The organism is Sphingomonas olei (assembly GCF_045369765.1).
GTDB lineage: Bacteria > Pseudomonadota > Alphaproteobacteria > Sphingomonadales > Sphingomonadaceae > Sphingomonas > Sphingomonas panaciterrae.
On record NZ_JBIQEU010000014.1, the window covers coordinates 1 to 14,348 of the forward strand.

Consider the following 14,348-nt stretch of genomic DNA (forward strand, 5'->3'; position numbering starts at 1 on the left):
ATACCCGTAACGCTGCTCGACGAAGGGGGTCCCTTTTGGACGCCGATAGGGGGTCCTTTTTGGACGCCGATTGACAGTTCTATCTTCACGAGGTCTTCCGGGCCGGCGCAAAGCAGATCTTGGGCGAGTGCATCCAGACGCCGGTACGCGAACGCTTCCGGCACGAAGGCTTCGGCACCCTCCGGCGTCTTCCGGAACCAATAGCCCAGGAAGCGAAATGGCTGGTCTATGGGTACTGCTGGCGCGGCCCTGAGCGAAAAGGGGCCGGCGGGTGAGGCGGCGAACGCCTCCCTAAGAAGGTCCACAATGGCGTCTGCCCGTCCCCGCTCCACGAACACGCCGATGTTGTCAGAGTAGGTGTGGAAATTGTGCGCGCACGCATGCAGCAGCGGTGCATCGAGGCGGTCAGCCAAACCCCTCAGCACCTCTGCTACTACGTACTCGCCAACGAGAACGGACAGCGCCGACCCCGATGGAATGCCCCGCCGGCCTAGTTCATCATACGCCCCGCCGAGGCGGGCTCTGACGTTCTTCCTGAGAGGAACAATCGTCATGCCTCCTGTATGCACCTGGGATCGGATGATCGCCTTTGGCAGTGGAAGCGTATCCTCCAGCCATGCGTGCGAGATGCTCGCGTGGAACGCGCTGACGTCGAGCTGCACGAAGACGTGGACTTCGTTAAGCCGCGGCAGAACCCGGAGGATGTTCTCGCAGACTGCTGATCGCCCACGCCCCGCGACAGAATGCCTGAGCATATACTGTGAAGGGTGGAAGTCTACGAAAGGGGTGAGACAGGTACGAAGCAGGCGCTGGCGTGCCTGATCCAACCAATCGAAACTGAATATCGGACGGTACTGCGCCCCCGCGCCAATCGCGTAGCCCTTCTGCTTTGCACGGACGTTTGCGCGAGCCCCTTTGTCCATGCGACCGATGGCTTCCAAGCCAAGAGCGTAGATCGATGCACGTTCCTCGCGCCGCATAAGCCGTTCGGCCTGTGGCAAGTCGGGCCGATCAGCATGAAAAGCGGGCATTGAGGTGTAAAGCGCGAGAAACCGCGCAGCGAGGCTGAGACGCAGCTGATCCGCCTCGCGTCGAGCAGCTCGCCCCGCCCCTCGCTGAACATGATGCTCAACCCTGAGAAGGCGGCTCGAGACACTGTCATGCGCCCAAGCCCGCGCCTCACGCTCATCTGAGTTGGTAAGGGCAGCCGGGGCAAGCTGGCGCCGGGCCATCGCCAGCACCACGGCCTGCCCGCAATCAAAACGGCGCTTCATAAGATCCCTGTAAACTACTTTGTTCCATGTGGACTGAGTCTGCGCATGCCGTCAAGTAAATACTCTAACGAACTAATGCTTAGGCCCGATGTATGCTTGATGATGCATACCGCGTTATTGGTATGACCCGCATCTGTGGCGCCGTCCTGCCAAAAACCATTGCAACCCGGTTGCAACCGATAGTGTTTGCAAGGAAACTATATTTTGATTAGCTGAACACCCTGACTTTCAGGAAACACAATGAAGCTACTCACTGCTAAACAGGTTGCGGAGCGCTACGGCCTCCCGTCCGCCAGGACTGTCATCACGATGCGACGGCAGGGCCTGTCATTCATCCGCATCAGCAAGGAACATCTGTTCGATCCGGCAGATGTGGAAAACTTCCTCAAGAGCAAGAAGGAGACTCAATGCCGCGACGTAGCCGGGGACCGTACCTTAAATATCTTCCGGAGCGGCGCGGCTACTACATCTTCTGGAGCGAGGATGGCATCACAAGGCGGCGAAGCACGGGCTCGGCAGATCGCGGAGAGGCTGAAGCGGCACTCGCCCGCATCATCGCGGATCGCCGGCGTAAAGGGCGGGACGGAAGCGGCCCGCTCGATCCAGCTCAACTGAGTGTGCCGGACGTGCTGGCACTTTATGGAGAACTGCACGCGCCGAGCACCGCAGCTCCGGATCGCATTGGCTACGCGATTACCGCGCTACTTACGTTTTGGGCAGATTGCACGGTAGACCAGGTCACGAAGCAGACCTGCAAGGCGTATGCACGAGAGCGCGGGAGAGCAGTCGCAACCGTCCGTCGGGAGCTTACGACCCTGCGAGCCGCGATCAACTTTGCTCACGAAGAGGGCCGGCTCACGCGCCCGGTGCCGGTGTGGTTGCCAGAGGCCCCCGCCGGCAAGGATCGCTGGCTCACACGTGCAGAGGCTGCAGCACTCCTGAACGCAGCACGCAACGTCGGACGCGAAGCGCGCCTCTACCTGCCGCTGTTTATAGTGATCGCGCTTTACACCGGCGCGCGGAAGGAAGCGATCTTGTCACTACGGTGGAGTCAGATCGACCTAGATCGCGGACTAATCGACTTTGGCGGACAGGCACGCAAAACAAACAAGCGTCGGGCGCGCATCCCTATTCCGGATCGCCTGCTTACCTTCCTGCATTTGGCTCGGAAGCGCGTATCTGACGACGGTCACGTCGTGCATAGAGACGGAAAGCGGCTTGGCGACATCAAGCGCGCCTTCGCGAGCGCATGCAGCGAGGCCGGCCTCGCGGATGTTACGCCCCACACGCTGCGGCACACCTGCGGCACCTGGCTGGCGCACCGCGGTGTACCGCTGTTTGAGATCGGCGGCTGGCTGGGTCACTCGCACGAACGAACCGTGGAACTCTACGCCCACCACTCACCCGACCACCTACTCCGCGCCAAGAGGGCCGCGGATCGGAGGGTTGCGGAATAGCGCTGACGGGGCAGGCGTAGGAGCACCGCTTTAAGGGGATTTTGCAACCGGTTGCAGCACCCGGAGCCAGTTGCGTCCTTAGGCTCCCGGCTCGCCGCCTTGGGCGTGCTCGTTCTCCACGTCGATCCGGATCTGCTCCTCATCACAGGGATCGAGACTCGAGCACTCCCAATCTCCATCGAGATTTTGCCGCATGCTCGCTCCGCATCCGCAGCGCCGCTCCTTAACGTGTTGATTCACCGTGTTTCATCCCGATCGCTATAAAAACACCCCTATTCAGGACGCAGCACAAGTGTCCATCCGCTGCGTTTCGTAGGTCGTTCAGATTACCCAGCGCAGCTGGGCAATGCACCCTTGTTCATACGCGATTCTGCCATTTCGTCAGGTTGTGGTGGATAACGGCCTGTCCGCTTTCAAGCGCCAGACCTGCGTAAGCTGCCCTTCGTTCATCGCTACTCCAACGGCAGCTTCGCGCCCATGATTGGACGTTTCAGACGGCGTCCGTACGAGCCGAAAACTGCCGTTTGCTCGTGCGGTCGAGATCGCCTCGAGAACGACGGCCATTGAGACAAAGCGGTCGATCCGGCGGGTCAGCTCGATCGTTCACCCCTACCATAATCGGCGGCCGTGTACCCCCAGGCTTGAAGCCGTGCGGTGCGCCTTGAGATAGGTTGCGTCGATCATGACCGTCTTCGGTTCGGCACCGACCGCAGCCAGACCAGACGATGCCAGGCGCACAGTATTTCGGTGGTGAGGTCGGTGCTGAACGAGCTAGCAACAGCGGTCATCAGCTCGGCGACGCCGTTCTCACGTTCGCGTTGCCGGAAAGGAGCTGATAGGCCGAGACTGCGACGTAGCGACGATTGGACGCTTTCGCGATCGAGAATTTCGCCCTCGATCAGTGAGGTGTCGATCGCCTCTTCCTCGAAGAGGTCGATTTTAATCGCTGTCTTGCGATCTTCGGGAAGATGATGGATCGTTCCGACGGCGACGCCGCTGAGATGAAGATAACGGTCCTCAAGCCCGCGGAGCGCGGGAACGTTTTAGTTTAGGCTGGGCCATTCCGGCTGTTCCCAGATCCACTGCGTCATCGGATAACCTCTCTATTCCTCATGCATCGCGGCACTATACGAGGAATGGAAGCCATTCTATTCCTCACGAGTGGCGGGCATTCTTTACCGAACGGCATAAGAAAACCCGCCTCGGCGCATCGCCGGGCGGGCCTATTCTGGTTAGCGTGGATGGTCTCAGGCGGCCAGACGGTTACGCCGCACGAGTGAGGCACATGCGAGATCCTCAATGCGTGTGAGGCCGGCGACCCGAACACGGCCACCGCGCAGCTGGCGCTCAGGCAGTCCGGTGCGCGGGTTGCGATCCACCCAGACGTTCGTCGGGATGCCGTCGGCCCAGTCGGCCCAGTCGGCCCAGTCGGCCCAGTCGGCGCAAGTGGCATTGACGTTGTCGGCGAAACGGATGCGGCTCCGGCCCTGGGTGATGGTGAAATTGTCGCGCAGATCCCGGGCGTATCGGCCGATGCCGGGCATGATGTCGCTCCGTTGCAGAGGGATACCCCTCAGCGGACCGTTCAACGCTAGCCAATCGGTAACACAGCAAATGCAAAGCTGATCGGACCAATCCCATCCACCGTCAACCGTTTACATCGTGGAGGCTTCCCCGGCCGCAGTCACGCTTTTACGGAAGTGGTGTAGTTGCCTTTCACGCGTTGATCGCGGTGGTACCCGCGAACAGATGACCGCTCCTGGAAAAGGCAGCGCCGCCGCTTCGAAAACACGCGGGGCCACCAACCTCGATCCGCGGCCAATGACGGCCTTGGAGAGGAATGATGGGAAACTCACATTATGATCCTGCTGTGCAGAACCGGCCGGCATGGAATTCGGGCAAGAAGATCGGGGCAAAGCGACCGCTAACGCAGAAGCAGATCTGGGCCGTTCGCTTCTTCCTGGATCGAGAACGCCGGGTTCGCGACCGGGCGCTCTTCGATCTTGCAATCGACAGCAAGCTGCGAGGCTGCGACCTAGTGAAGATCAAGATCAGTGATCTTGTGTCCGGAGCCGATATCCGGACCAGATCGATCGTCATCCAGCAGAAGACAGGAAGGCCTGTGCAGTTCGAGCTCACTGCCGATGTAAGAACGAGCCTGCTGGCGTGGCTCGAATGTCGGGGTGGCAACGCTCAAGACTACGCCTTCCCAAGCCGTATCGACCGTGCGGGCCACCTCAGCACGCGACAATATGCCCGGCTCGTGGACGAATGGGTTGATGCCATCGGCCTGCGTCGCGCCGAATACGGCACGCATTCGCTTAGGCGCACAAAGGCGTCGATGATCTACAAGGCAACCGGCAACCTTCGCGCAATTCAAATCTTGCTGGGGCACACAAAAATCGAGAACACCGTGCGATATCTCGGTGTCGACATCGAAGATGCCCTCATCCTCGCAGAACGCACCGAAATTTAACGCCGGGGTGGCCCATCTAAGCTGAAGATGGGCCGCTCTAATGCTGGGCTGGAAGGTTTCTCCCGTTATCGTTCGGTGAAGCCCTTTGCGGTGACATCATAGGCCCGCATGTCGTTGCTCGTGATCGTCTTCATGTCTCGCCACACGGCATCAGATAGTTCCTTGGTGAGCCTCGCGGACGAAGTACGCGCGCGCGCCTCTTCAAGCCAGAGCGCCGCGATGATCAACCGCATCTCTGATTCCTGCTGACGCCGGGCATGACTCTGACGAAGGAGCGGGGATGACTGCAGACCGCTCGTCGTCTGACGGAAGATGGCCGCATTCTGGGCGGGCGATAGTCGTTGCCCGTTTGCCAGCTCCCAGCCGATCGCAAGGAAAAGCGCGGTCGCGCCGCTGACGGAATTCTCCGGCAGTCTTCGCGCTTCCAGCTCTCGCCGATAAGTACTGCGGGTCAGGTCGGGAAAGGCGGCGATGTCGGTGGCGACGATATCGTCCTCGGCACCCACCGCGTTGCGCTTGAGCTGCTGCGCCTCGGCGATGCTCTGCCGAAAGCCTGTGACGATGACCTCCTCGGTCGACAGTTCATCCGACGCTCCGGATACATAGGAGGCACTGTCCTGCACGACCGGCGCCGGACGCACGGCTGCGGCCGGGATGGGCCGCGGGACCGACGGGTTCGCCTGCGGCTTCAGAATGGCCACGCCGCCGCGCACCGAGGCGACCAGGCTGGTGCCGCGCAGCAGCTGGTCGAGCGCCGCGCGCGTAGTAAAGGCGCCGCGAACGCCGCTCGTCCGACGGCCCGACACCATCGCGGGTGCCACCACCACTTGCATTCCGGTCACGCGCGAGAAGTGCGACAGCGCCGACCGCAGATCCGACGCCCCGATGTCGAAGTGCACGGCGGCTGCCGGCGTCGCTACCGGTTGCGCCTGAGCCGTCACCGGCGCCGCACATGCGATCGCCAGCGCGCCCTTGGAAATCCCCCAGATCTTCATTCCATTCCCTCCACTCGGCGCAACGGCGCCTCCGAGGCAAAGACGAGGGCGGCATGGGATCAGGACAAAAGAATTTTGTTGCAGCGCAGCGTCAGTTCCGTGACGCCAATGTCATGGTTGCGCCGTCACCAGCCGCAGCCCATCCTCCTCTCGAGCGACGCGGAATCCATAGATCTCCCCGATTGCGCCCAGCAGTCCTTCCGCATCGTTCAGCTTGAACCGGCCGGAAAGCGGCAGTTCGGCAAGATGCGGGGGCGGGGCCGCGACCGCTGGCCCGGCGCGTCGGTTGAGCTCCTCGACCAAGTCGCCAAGCACCATGTTGTCGGCGTCGATCCAGGATCGTCGCCAGTCCTGCGGAACGCCATCGAACCGGGTCGGATGGGTGGCGGCACCATGCGCAAAGCTGGAGCGCCAGCCGGCGGGCACCACCACGTCGCGGGCGCTGGCGGCCTCACCGCCGAAGCGGACGCGGCCGCGATAGACCGCCAGCTTCACCGCCTGGCTGGCCATATCGACCGAGAACGCCGTTCCCAGCACCCGAGTAGTGGAGTCGCCCGCGCGGACGACGAAGGCGCGGTTCGGCTCGTGCGCGACGTCGAAACGGGCCTCGCCCCGTTTCATCGCCACGGTGCGCAAGCCACCGTCGAACGTGACGTCCAGGCTAGTCGCGCCGTTGAGTTCGACCTTCGTCCCATCGGCGAGCGCGACGACCCGGTATTCGCCGCGCCCGGTTTCAAAATGCTGGTTCACCGCGGCAGGCGTCTGGGGCAGGCTCGTCTGCCAGGTGCCTAAGCCGACTGCCAGCCCCAGCATCGTCATTATCCCGGCGCCGGCGGCCCGCTTGCCACGCGCGCGCATCCGGCGGACCTCCTCATCGGACAGACGGCTGCTGGCAGCGATCTCTGACAAGGCCGCAGTCAGCGCCGGATCGTCGAGGACGCGCTGGATGTCGGCCGCGGCGCTTGGCGGCGGCTCGGCAAGCACCGCCTCGTCTTCGCGCATCGCCCAGTGCGCCGCCTCGCGAAGCGCCTCCCGCCGACTCATGCCCCGCCTCCAATCGACAGGCCGCGCCGCTCCAAGGCGTGCCGGAGGTCGGCAAGCGCGCGCGTGCAGTGCTTCTCGACCGAAGCCTGGCGCATGCCGAGATCGGCCGCCACCACGGCACTCGGCACCCCGTCCAGGCGGCGCCTCAGAAAGATCTCTCGCCGCAGCGGGGGCATGACCTTGAGCGCGCGGACCAGAATGTCCACGCGCTGCCGGTAGTCCAGCACCTCCTCGGCCCGCGGCAACGGACAGGCGATCTCTTCCGCCAGCTCTGCGACCGGCGGGTGCGCCCGCTGACGGCGGAAATGGTCGTGCACCAGGTTGCGCGCCACGGCGAAGCAGAACGCGGCCGCGTCCGCGATCGGGCGCGTGCGGCGATAGTCGTAGAGGCGGAGATACGTTTCTTGGACGATGTCCTCGCCCTCGACCTGGTCACGAAGCCGCTGCGAGACGAAGCGGTGCAAGGCACGCCGCATTTCCGCATCGTGCACGGCAGCGGCCGGCCGTTCGCCGATAGCCGTCACTTCGATCATGACGTCGACCCTCCACCACAAAGGCCGCGTCCGCCGATCAGGCGCGCAGCATCATTGCCCCCGGCCAAAGATGGCTGCACAGCGATTATGCCGGCCGCATGAAGTTCCCGTGACAGCTGCTCCTCCGCTGGCGGCTCAGTTCCACTTGCGTGAAAGGAGTTTTACCAACCACTCGGCGTCAGGACCGCCCAAGGCCGGCTTCCGAGGCAACCTTTCCGTGGCGATGGCCGCCTTCTCAAGAGGCCCGTGAGACCAAGCTTTGGGAGTGTCATGCAACCGTCGTTTGCTGCTCCTATCGGGCGCTGACGTCGGCCGTGGAGACATCTGTCATTGCTTTCCTCGATGGGAACGTTTGAGCGGCTGCGCCAGCAGATCGCGCGGATCACCGGTCGCGCCGATGCGGAGGACCTGCTGCAGGAGGCGCTGGTGCGTACGCTGGACCGCGGAACGGACACGGTATGCAACCTGGAGGCGTTTCTGGTCCGGTCGGCCAGAAACCAGGCGTGCGACGATGCGCGCCGAGCGCGGCATCCTGCGACTCCGGCCGCACTGGACGCCAACGCCTTCCAGGTCGGCGATCCCCGTCCGCTGCCGGACGAACATGCCGAGATGCGGCAACGGCTTGCGCGCGTTCGAAGCGGTATAGAGCGCTTGCCCGCGCGGACACGCGAGATATTCCTGATGCACCGCCTGGATGGTATGAAGTACCGCGAGATTGCGGCTGCGCTCGGCATCAGCCAAAGCGCGGTCGAGAAGCACATCGCGCGGGCAGCCGCGGACATCGCCGACTGGACGGCCGATTATTGAGGAGCAGCGAGGGCGCATGAGCGGCGGGCATGCCGATGCGGCAGCATGGCTGGCACGCCTTCATGCGGAGGATCGCACGGCGGAGGACGTGGCGGCGTTCCGCGCCTGGCTCGACCGGGATCCGGAAAATGCGTCCCGGTTCGAACACCTGACTGGCGTCTGGGAGCAGGTGGGCGGATTGGGCGAGATCGAGCGCGTGCCGATCCATGCGCGTGCCGTGTCCCGACGCGCCGTCTTGGCGGGTGGACTCGGGCTGGCGGCAGCCGGTGGGGCGGGGCTCTGGGCGCTGGCGCTGCCCGATGCGGCCTATGCGACGGCGCTTGGGGAGCGACGTGGGCTCAAGCTTGCCGACGGCAGCCGGTTGCTGATGAACACCAGCACCGTGGTGGAAGTGCGCTTCAATCGTGGGCGTCGCCGCATCGACTTGAAACAGGGACAGGTGCTGCTCGACGTAGCATCCGACCCGCGGCCTTTTCTGGTCGAAGTTCCAGGCGGCGTGCTGCGCACCGACCGCGGTCGCTTCGACATCCGTTCGGATGCCGAACTCACGGCCTATTTCGCGGTGGCCGGCGGTGCGCTTGTGGAGCATGGTACAGGGGCGTCCCTGTCACTTCGTCCGGGAGAGCGGCTTCGCGCGAACCTTGGGAGCGCTTCGGCAATCGACCATCCCGAGCCGCGCGAGGTGCTCGCCTGGCAGGATGGCCGGGCGGTATTCCGCGACACGCTGCTCGCCGATGCGGTGCGGGAGATGAACCGGTACAGCAAGCTGCCCCTGGTGCTTGCGGGCGAGGGGGTTGGCGAGGAACGTCTGAGCGGCGTCTATCGCGTCGGTGACAACGCCGCCTTTGCAAAGGCGCTCGCCATGCTGCTGCCGGTTCGCGCGACCAGTTCAGGTCGCGAGATCACCGTCCGACCTGCGAACGGCTAAGCGACACCCGCAACTTTTTGGGGTGGGGTAAACAGCGGCTCACTCGTCGAGGGAATGAGATCGGCTGAGCCCGATCCTGCCGTCAAACGGGGGGAGTATCATCGTGTTGCATTCCATCAACCGGCGCGTTCGCCGGGCCCTTTGCCTTGCCTTGCTCGCCGGAACGAGCGCGCCAGCCTTGGCGGCCCCAGTGGCCGTTGCCGGTCAGGACCAGCAGGTCGCGCTGAACATTCCGGCCCAACCTCTGAGTGTGACCCTGGAGACGATCGCCCGGCAGACCGGCACCGACATCCTGTTCCGCCCTGAACTGGTCGGCGGGCGAACCGCTCCCGCCATTCGCGGCCGCCTGTCTGCTCGTGCCGCGGCGGAGCGCGCGGTTGCCGGCACGCCCCTGACGGTGAGTTCTGCAGCCGATGGCGCCCTGGTGGTTCGCGGGCCGGACCGCAGTGCACAGTCGTCGGAAGGTGCTGGCGGCGAGGGGCTCTACGGGGGCGACATCGTCGTCACGGGCGTTGCCGAAGGGACGTCGAAGTTCGACGCGTCCTATGCGGTTTCGACCGTCGACGAGCAGCAGATCCAACTGCTGGCGCCGCAGAGCACGGCGGACCTCATCGGCAAGCTGCCGGGCTTCTACGTCGAGGCCTCGGGCGGCGAGTCCAACAACAACATCAGCCCGCGCGGCCTGCCCGGCTCCTTCGGCACGCGCTTCATCGCGCTGCAGGAGGACGGGATGCTGTTCTTCCAGGATCCCAACGAAATCTACCTGAACGGCGACAGCTTCCAGCGCGCCGACATCATGGTCGATCGCGTCGAAGCGGTGCGCTTCGGCTCGGCACCCATCTTCACCAGCAACGCGCCGGCGGGCGTCATCAACACCATCACGCGTAAGGGTGGCGATGAGGCGAAGGGCGCGATCCGGCTGACGTGGCAGGACAGCGGCATGAAGCGGCTCGATGCCTATGCCTCGGGGCCGCTGGGCGGCGACTGGTATTATGCGGCTGGCGGCTTTGTGCGCCAGCATGACGGATACCGCGACACCGGCTTCACCGCCGACAAGGGCGGCCAGTTCCGCGTCAACATCACCAAGCGGTTCGAGGGCGGCCAAGTGACCGCCTATGCCAAGTACATCGACGAGACCAACGTCTTCTACTTGCCGATCCCGCTGAAGGATCCGCGCGACGGCAGCTCGCTCGAGGATCTGATCGATCCGCTGCGCGGCAGCATGCTGACCAACGCCAACCGGCATTACGTGGTGAAGACGTTCACCGGGGATCAGACAGAATCCATCCAGCGTGATCTTGCGGACGGCCGCCATGCGCAGGTGTTCCTGACCGGCTTCGACTTCGACAAGCAGTTCGGCGACGGCTGGTCGGTCAGCAACAAGCTGCGCTACCTGACCGCGACCGTCGATCTCGACGGCCTCTACTCCACCACCGAGGCTTTCGACCATCAAGCCTATGTTGGCCGCCGCCTTGCCGCGGCCCGCACCGCCTTTGGCCCACAGGTCGCTGGCTTGCAGTACCTGCTCGCCAACGACCGCGGCACCGGAGGCGCGCGCATCCCTTGGGATCCTTCCGTCTCGCGCGGGCTCGTGATCGAGCAATCCTACCGCTATGTGCCGATCAAGGGATCGACGATCATCAACGAGTTCCGGCTCGACAAGGACCTGTCGGGCGTGGGGCCAGGCTTGCACCGGCTTTCGGCAGGGCTCAGCTACTCGCGCGCGACGTTCCAGCACCAGCGGCTGCTGCAGGATTCACTGAACGAAGTCGGCGGACAGGCACGCCGGCTCGACCTGGTCGCCGTGGATGCGGCGGGCAATGTGCTGGGCTCCGTCACCGACGACGGGTTCCTGCGTTACGGGTCGTACTACATCGGCGGCCGGGCGGAAGCGGAACGCTACGCGCTTTATCTCGCGGACAGCTGGGAGGTGAACGACGCGCTGACGATCGACGCCGGCATTCGCAACGAATGGTACGACCAAACCGGCGTTCGCTGGCTGACCGAAACCCGCGACCTGGGCGATCCGACGACGCTGGCGGACAACAGCTTCCAGGGCAACAGCGGCCGGACGCAGGTCATCCGGCAGAAGGACGACAACCTCGCCTGGACGGTGGGTGCCAACTACGCCTTCAGCCGCCGCGTCGCCGCCTTTGCGCGCTACACCAGCGCCTTCCGCAGCCGGAACGTTTGGGCGACCGTGACCAACAACACCGCGCCCGATGATGGCATCACCGGCGCGGAGGTTGGGCTGAAGTACAACAGCCGCCCCTTCTCGCTGTTCGCCACCGCCTTCTACAGCGACTTTGACCAGCTCTCCGTGCCCGGGCCGACCGTCAACCCGATCACGGGAACCAACGAGAGCGCAACCTTCTGGGGCAAGCTCAAGGTCTATGGTCTCGAGACGGAGGCGGTGATCCGGCCCATCCCGCAGTTCGAGATTGCGGGCAATCTTACCTGGCAGAGGCCGCGGCAGCGCGACCTGCAGGAGCGGACCTATGGTAACCTGGGCGATCAGTTCAACGACAAGCTGCCGGTCCGCGTCCCCGAGATCGTCGCGCGCGTGACGCCGACGCTCTTCTTCGATCTGGGTACGGCCGAAGCCACGCTCTATGGCTCGGTCTCGCATACCGGCCGCCGCTACGTCGACGCACTGAACTCGACGCGGCTGCCTGCCTATACCACGCTGGATCTCGGCGCGACGGCGCAGCTGGGGCAGCTTCAGTTCCAGTTTGTGGTCACCAATGTCACCAACACGGTCGGCATCACCGAGGGTAATCCCCGCGTCGATGCGTTGACGGGGCAGGGCGTGGACGAGGTGAACTTCGGTCGCCCGATCTTCGGGCGCACCGCGCGCGCCGTCGCAACCTGGAACTTCTGATGCCGGGTCAACTGCAATGGAACCGCCGCACGCTGCTCGGCGGGCTGGGAGGCGCAGCGCTGCTCGCACCCCTCGGCCTCCGGGCTCAGGGCTTCGACGTCACCCCGTTCCAGCTCGGCGTGGCGGCAGGCGATCCTGCGCCCGACGGCTTCGTCATCTGGACCAAGCTGGCGCCGGCGCCGCTGGAGGCGGATGGCGGCATGCCCCGCCGTCCGGTCGAAGTCGGGTGGGAGGTGGCGCGCGATGCCGGCTTCCGCACCGTCGTGCAGCGCGGCGTGGCGATCGCCCGCCCCGAATTGGCGCATGCGGTGCACGTCGAGGTGACGGGCCTGGAGGCGGGCCGGCCCTATTGGTACCGCTTCGTCGCGTTCGGAGAGCGCAGCTTCGTCGGACGCGCCGCCACCGCGCCCGCGCCGACCGCGGACGTGCAGCAGCTGCGCTTCGGCGTCGCGGGGTGCCAGCATTATGAGGAAGGCTGGTTCCACGCCTTTGCCGCGCTTGCCGATCAGGAGCTCGACTTCCTGTTCCACTACGGCGACTATATCTACGAATATGCGCCTGCGCCGCCGCTGCGGATGCTGCGCGGTCGGCCGTTCAGCCCCGTTCGCCGCCATCTCGGCGGGGAGACCTACAGCCTCGCCGACTATCGTCTCCGCTATGCGCAGGTGAAGACCGACCCCGACCTTCAGCGCGCGCACGCAGCCTGCGCCTGGTTCGTGACGTTCGACGATCACGAGATCGAGAACAATTGGGCTGCCGATCGTGACGAAAGCGGCACGCCGCCGGAGATCTTCCTGCTGCGTCGCGCGGCTGCGCTGCAGGCCTGGTACGAGCACATGCCGGTCCGCCGCTCGGCCTTTCCGAGGGCTGGAGGGTTGCGCATGCACCGTCATGCCAGCTGGGGCAGGCTGCTGGACGCGCACTTCCTCGACACGCGCCAGTATCGCTCCGACCAGGCTTGTGGCGACGGGGACAAGGCGCTCTGCGACATGGCGCGCGATCCTGCGCGCACCCTGCTCGGATGGGAGCAGGAGCGCTGGCTGGCGCAAGGCCTGGCGCGATCCGAAAGTCGCTGGAACCTGCTCGCCCAGCAGGTGCTGATGATGGATCTCGACCTGGGGAACGCGCCGGGAGCGCGCGAGCCGATCTTCAGCATGGACACCTGGGGTGGCTATCCGGCGGCACGGGAGCGTCTGCTCGGTCACATTGCGGATCAGCGGGTGCGCAACCTGGTCGTGCTGACCGGGGACGCGCACCAGCATTTCGCGGGCAACCTCCGCCAGAAGGACGGCCCGGTGTTGGGCACCGAGTTCCTGACGACGTCCGCTAGCTCGGGCGGAGACGGGGCGGGCGCACTGCCGGGCAACGACGTCATCCTGTCGCGCAATCCCGACCTGAAGCTGCTGGAGGATCGCCGCGGCTACTCCATCTGCACGCTCACGCCTCAGAGCTGGACGACCGACATGGTCGCTCTCGATCAGGTCACCGAGCGACGCTCCCCGCGGACCACGAACCACCGGTTCGTGGTTGAGCATGGTGTTCCGGGGATCGTCGCAAGCTGAAGAGGTGATGGTGAGACAGACAATAACGCTCCGGTCTGTCGAGAAATGAGGCTTGGGATCTGCCATACGCCCCTGCAGAGTCCCGTTCGGACGCACAGCAGCCGTCGCGGCTGTCATGAATGAACGTCCGAACTTGGGAGGGGCGCTGAGCGACGGGGACGTCCGGTTCTGGGTCTACCAAGCAAGCGACTAGCTTACAAAATTCGCCTGTCGAGCGAGGCATACGTTGGCACCGACAACAGTGATGTCGACGGATCGCTCTGAAGACCGAAGGGCAAGTGACAAGGCTTTGGCTGTGTTCGTTATGTGGTCGTTTGACATGAACTGCGGGACGAAAACAGGTGCCTTGCCGCCGCAGATTCGCGCGGGCGTACAAGCAAACACGTGTTCG

Annotated in this window: 12 protein-coding genes and 2 pseudogenes; 7 read left to right on the forward strand and 7 right to left on the reverse strand. The window is 64.4% G+C overall.

All coding sequences use genetic code 11. The annotated features are described in order from the left end of the window. A partial coding sequence (locus ACH0BU_RS13595) for an RNA-dependent RNA polymerase family protein (protein ID WP_500264172.1) occupies positions 1–1,274 on the reverse strand: 1,274 nt, incomplete at its 3' end. 240 nt (positions 1,275–1,514) lie between these two features. On the opposite strand from ACH0BU_RS13595, the gene ACH0BU_RS13600 reads away from it, so the two are divergent. Both ACH0BU_RS13600 and ACH0BU_RS13605 read left to right on the forward strand, forming a co-directional pair. Beyond that, on the forward strand, positions 1,515–1,889 hold the full coding sequence (locus ACH0BU_RS13600) for a helix-turn-helix domain-containing protein (protein ID WP_500264173.1): 375 nt from the start codon (positions 1,515–1,517) through the stop codon (positions 1,887–1,889). A gap of 11 nt (positions 1,890–1,900) precedes the next feature. Next, positions 1,901–2,731, forward strand: a complete 831-nt coding sequence (locus ACH0BU_RS13605) for a tyrosine-type recombinase/integrase (protein ID WP_500264174.1) — start codon at positions 1,901–1,903, stop codon at positions 2,729–2,731. Between the two features lie 630 nt (positions 2,732–3,361). Here the strand turns inward: ACH0BU_RS13605 and ACH0BU_RS13610 are convergent. From ACH0BU_RS13610 to ACH0BU_RS13620, 3 genes and pseudogenes are all read right to left on the reverse strand, one after another. Next, positions 3,362–3,451: pseudogene (locus ACH0BU_RS13610) on the reverse strand (IS5/IS1182 family transposase); the annotation flags it as partial. Continuing rightward, positions 3,412–3,753: pseudogene (locus ACH0BU_RS13615) on the reverse strand (DUF4172 domain-containing protein); the annotation flags it as partial. The pseudogenes ACH0BU_RS13610 and ACH0BU_RS13615, both read right to left, overlap by 40 nt. 225 nt (positions 3,754–3,978) lie before the next feature. Continuing rightward, positions 3,979–4,275: a hypothetical protein gene (locus ACH0BU_RS13620; protein WP_500264175.1), complete on the reverse strand. Its 297-nt coding sequence runs from the start codon at positions 4,273–4,275 to the stop codon at positions 3,979–3,981. Positions 4,276–4,574: 299 nt separating this feature from the next. Between ACH0BU_RS13620 and ACH0BU_RS13625 the strand changes: the two genes are divergently transcribed. After that, complete coding sequence (locus ACH0BU_RS13625; protein WP_145119501.1) at positions 4,575–5,207, forward strand: tyrosine-type recombinase/integrase; 633 nt, start codon at positions 4,575–4,577, stop codon at positions 5,205–5,207. Positions 5,208–5,272: 65 nt separating this feature from the next. On the opposite strand, the gene ACH0BU_RS13630 is transcribed toward ACH0BU_RS13625, so the two are convergent. From ACH0BU_RS13630 to ACH0BU_RS13640, 3 genes are all read right to left on the reverse strand, one after another. Then, positions 5,273–6,202: an STN domain-containing protein gene (locus ACH0BU_RS13630; RefSeq protein ID WP_500264176.1), complete on the reverse strand. Its 930-nt coding sequence runs from the start codon at positions 6,200–6,202 to the stop codon at positions 5,273–5,275. A gap of 111 nt (positions 6,203–6,313) precedes the next feature. Continuing rightward, entirely contained in the window at positions 6,314–7,246 is a 933-nt protein-coding gene (locus ACH0BU_RS13635; protein WP_500264177.1) for a FecR family protein, read from the reverse strand. Continuing rightward, entirely contained in the window at positions 7,243–7,779 is a 537-nt protein-coding gene (locus tag ACH0BU_RS13640; RefSeq protein WP_500264178.1) for an RNA polymerase sigma factor, read from the reverse strand. The genes ACH0BU_RS13635 and ACH0BU_RS13640 overlap by 4 nt, the downstream gene beginning before the upstream one ends. Positions 7,780–8,121: 342 nt before the next feature. Here ACH0BU_RS13640 and ACH0BU_RS13645 point away from each other — a divergent pair, with 342 nt between their 5' ends. The 4 genes from ACH0BU_RS13645 (at position 8,122) to ACH0BU_RS13660 (ending at position 13,957) form a co-directional block, all read left to right on the forward strand. Then, positions 8,122–8,586, forward strand: coding sequence for an RNA polymerase sigma factor (locus tag ACH0BU_RS13645; RefSeq protein WP_500264179.1), 465 nt, complete (start codon positions 8,122–8,124; stop codon positions 8,584–8,586). A 16-nt stretch (positions 8,587–8,602) separates the two neighbouring features. Next, positions 8,603–9,514, forward strand: a complete 912-nt coding sequence (locus tag ACH0BU_RS13650; RefSeq protein ID WP_500264180.1) for a FecR family protein — start codon at positions 8,603–8,605, stop codon at positions 9,512–9,514. A 190-nt stretch (positions 9,515–9,704) separates the two neighbouring features. Beyond that, on the forward strand, positions 9,705–12,395 hold the full coding sequence (locus ACH0BU_RS13655) for a TonB-dependent receptor (RefSeq protein ID WP_500264181.1): 2,691 nt from the start codon (positions 9,705–9,707) through the stop codon (positions 12,393–12,395). After that, entirely contained in the window at positions 12,395–13,957 is a 1,563-nt protein-coding gene (locus ACH0BU_RS13660; RefSeq protein ID WP_500264182.1) for an alkaline phosphatase D family protein, read from the forward strand. The genes ACH0BU_RS13655 and ACH0BU_RS13660 overlap by 1 nt, the downstream gene beginning before the upstream one ends. The last annotated feature ends 391 nt before the right edge of the window (positions 13,958–14,348 follow it).

What these genes read in the sequence shown, in the direction of transcription:
- ACH0BU_RS13600 (WP_500264173.1), top strand. Translation starts at nt 1,515, where the DNA reads ATGAAGCTACTCACTGCTAAACAGGTTGCGGAGCGCTACGGCCTCCCG.
- ACH0BU_RS13620 (WP_500264175.1), bottom strand. Translation starts at nt 4,275, where the DNA reads ATGCCCGGCATCGGCCGATACGCCCGGGATCTGCGCGACAATTTCACC.
- ACH0BU_RS13625 (WP_145119501.1), top strand. Translation starts at nt 4,575, where the DNA reads ATGGGAAACTCACATTATGATCCTGCTGTGCAGAACCGGCCGGCATGG.
- ACH0BU_RS13630 (WP_500264176.1), bottom strand. Translation starts at nt 6,202, where the DNA reads ATGAAGATCTGGGGGATTTCCAAGGGCGCGCTGGCGATCGCATGTGCG.
- ACH0BU_RS13635 (WP_500264177.1), bottom strand. Translation starts at nt 7,246, where the DNA reads ATGAGTCGGCGGGAGGCGCTTCGCGAGGCGGCGCACTGGGCGATGCGC.
- ACH0BU_RS13640 (WP_500264178.1), bottom strand. Translation starts at nt 7,779, where the DNA reads ATGATCGAAGTGACGGCTATCGGCGAACGGCCGGCCGCTGCCGTGCAC.
- ACH0BU_RS13645 (WP_500264179.1), top strand. Translation starts at nt 8,122, where the DNA reads ATGGGAACGTTTGAGCGGCTGCGCCAGCAGATCGCGCGGATCACCGGT.
- ACH0BU_RS13650 (WP_500264180.1), top strand. Translation starts at nt 8,603, where the DNA reads ATGAGCGGCGGGCATGCCGATGCGGCAGCATGGCTGGCACGCCTTCAT.
- ACH0BU_RS13660 (WP_500264182.1), top strand. Translation starts at nt 12,395, where the DNA reads ATGCCGGGTCAACTGCAATGGAACCGCCGCACGCTGCTCGGCGGGCTG.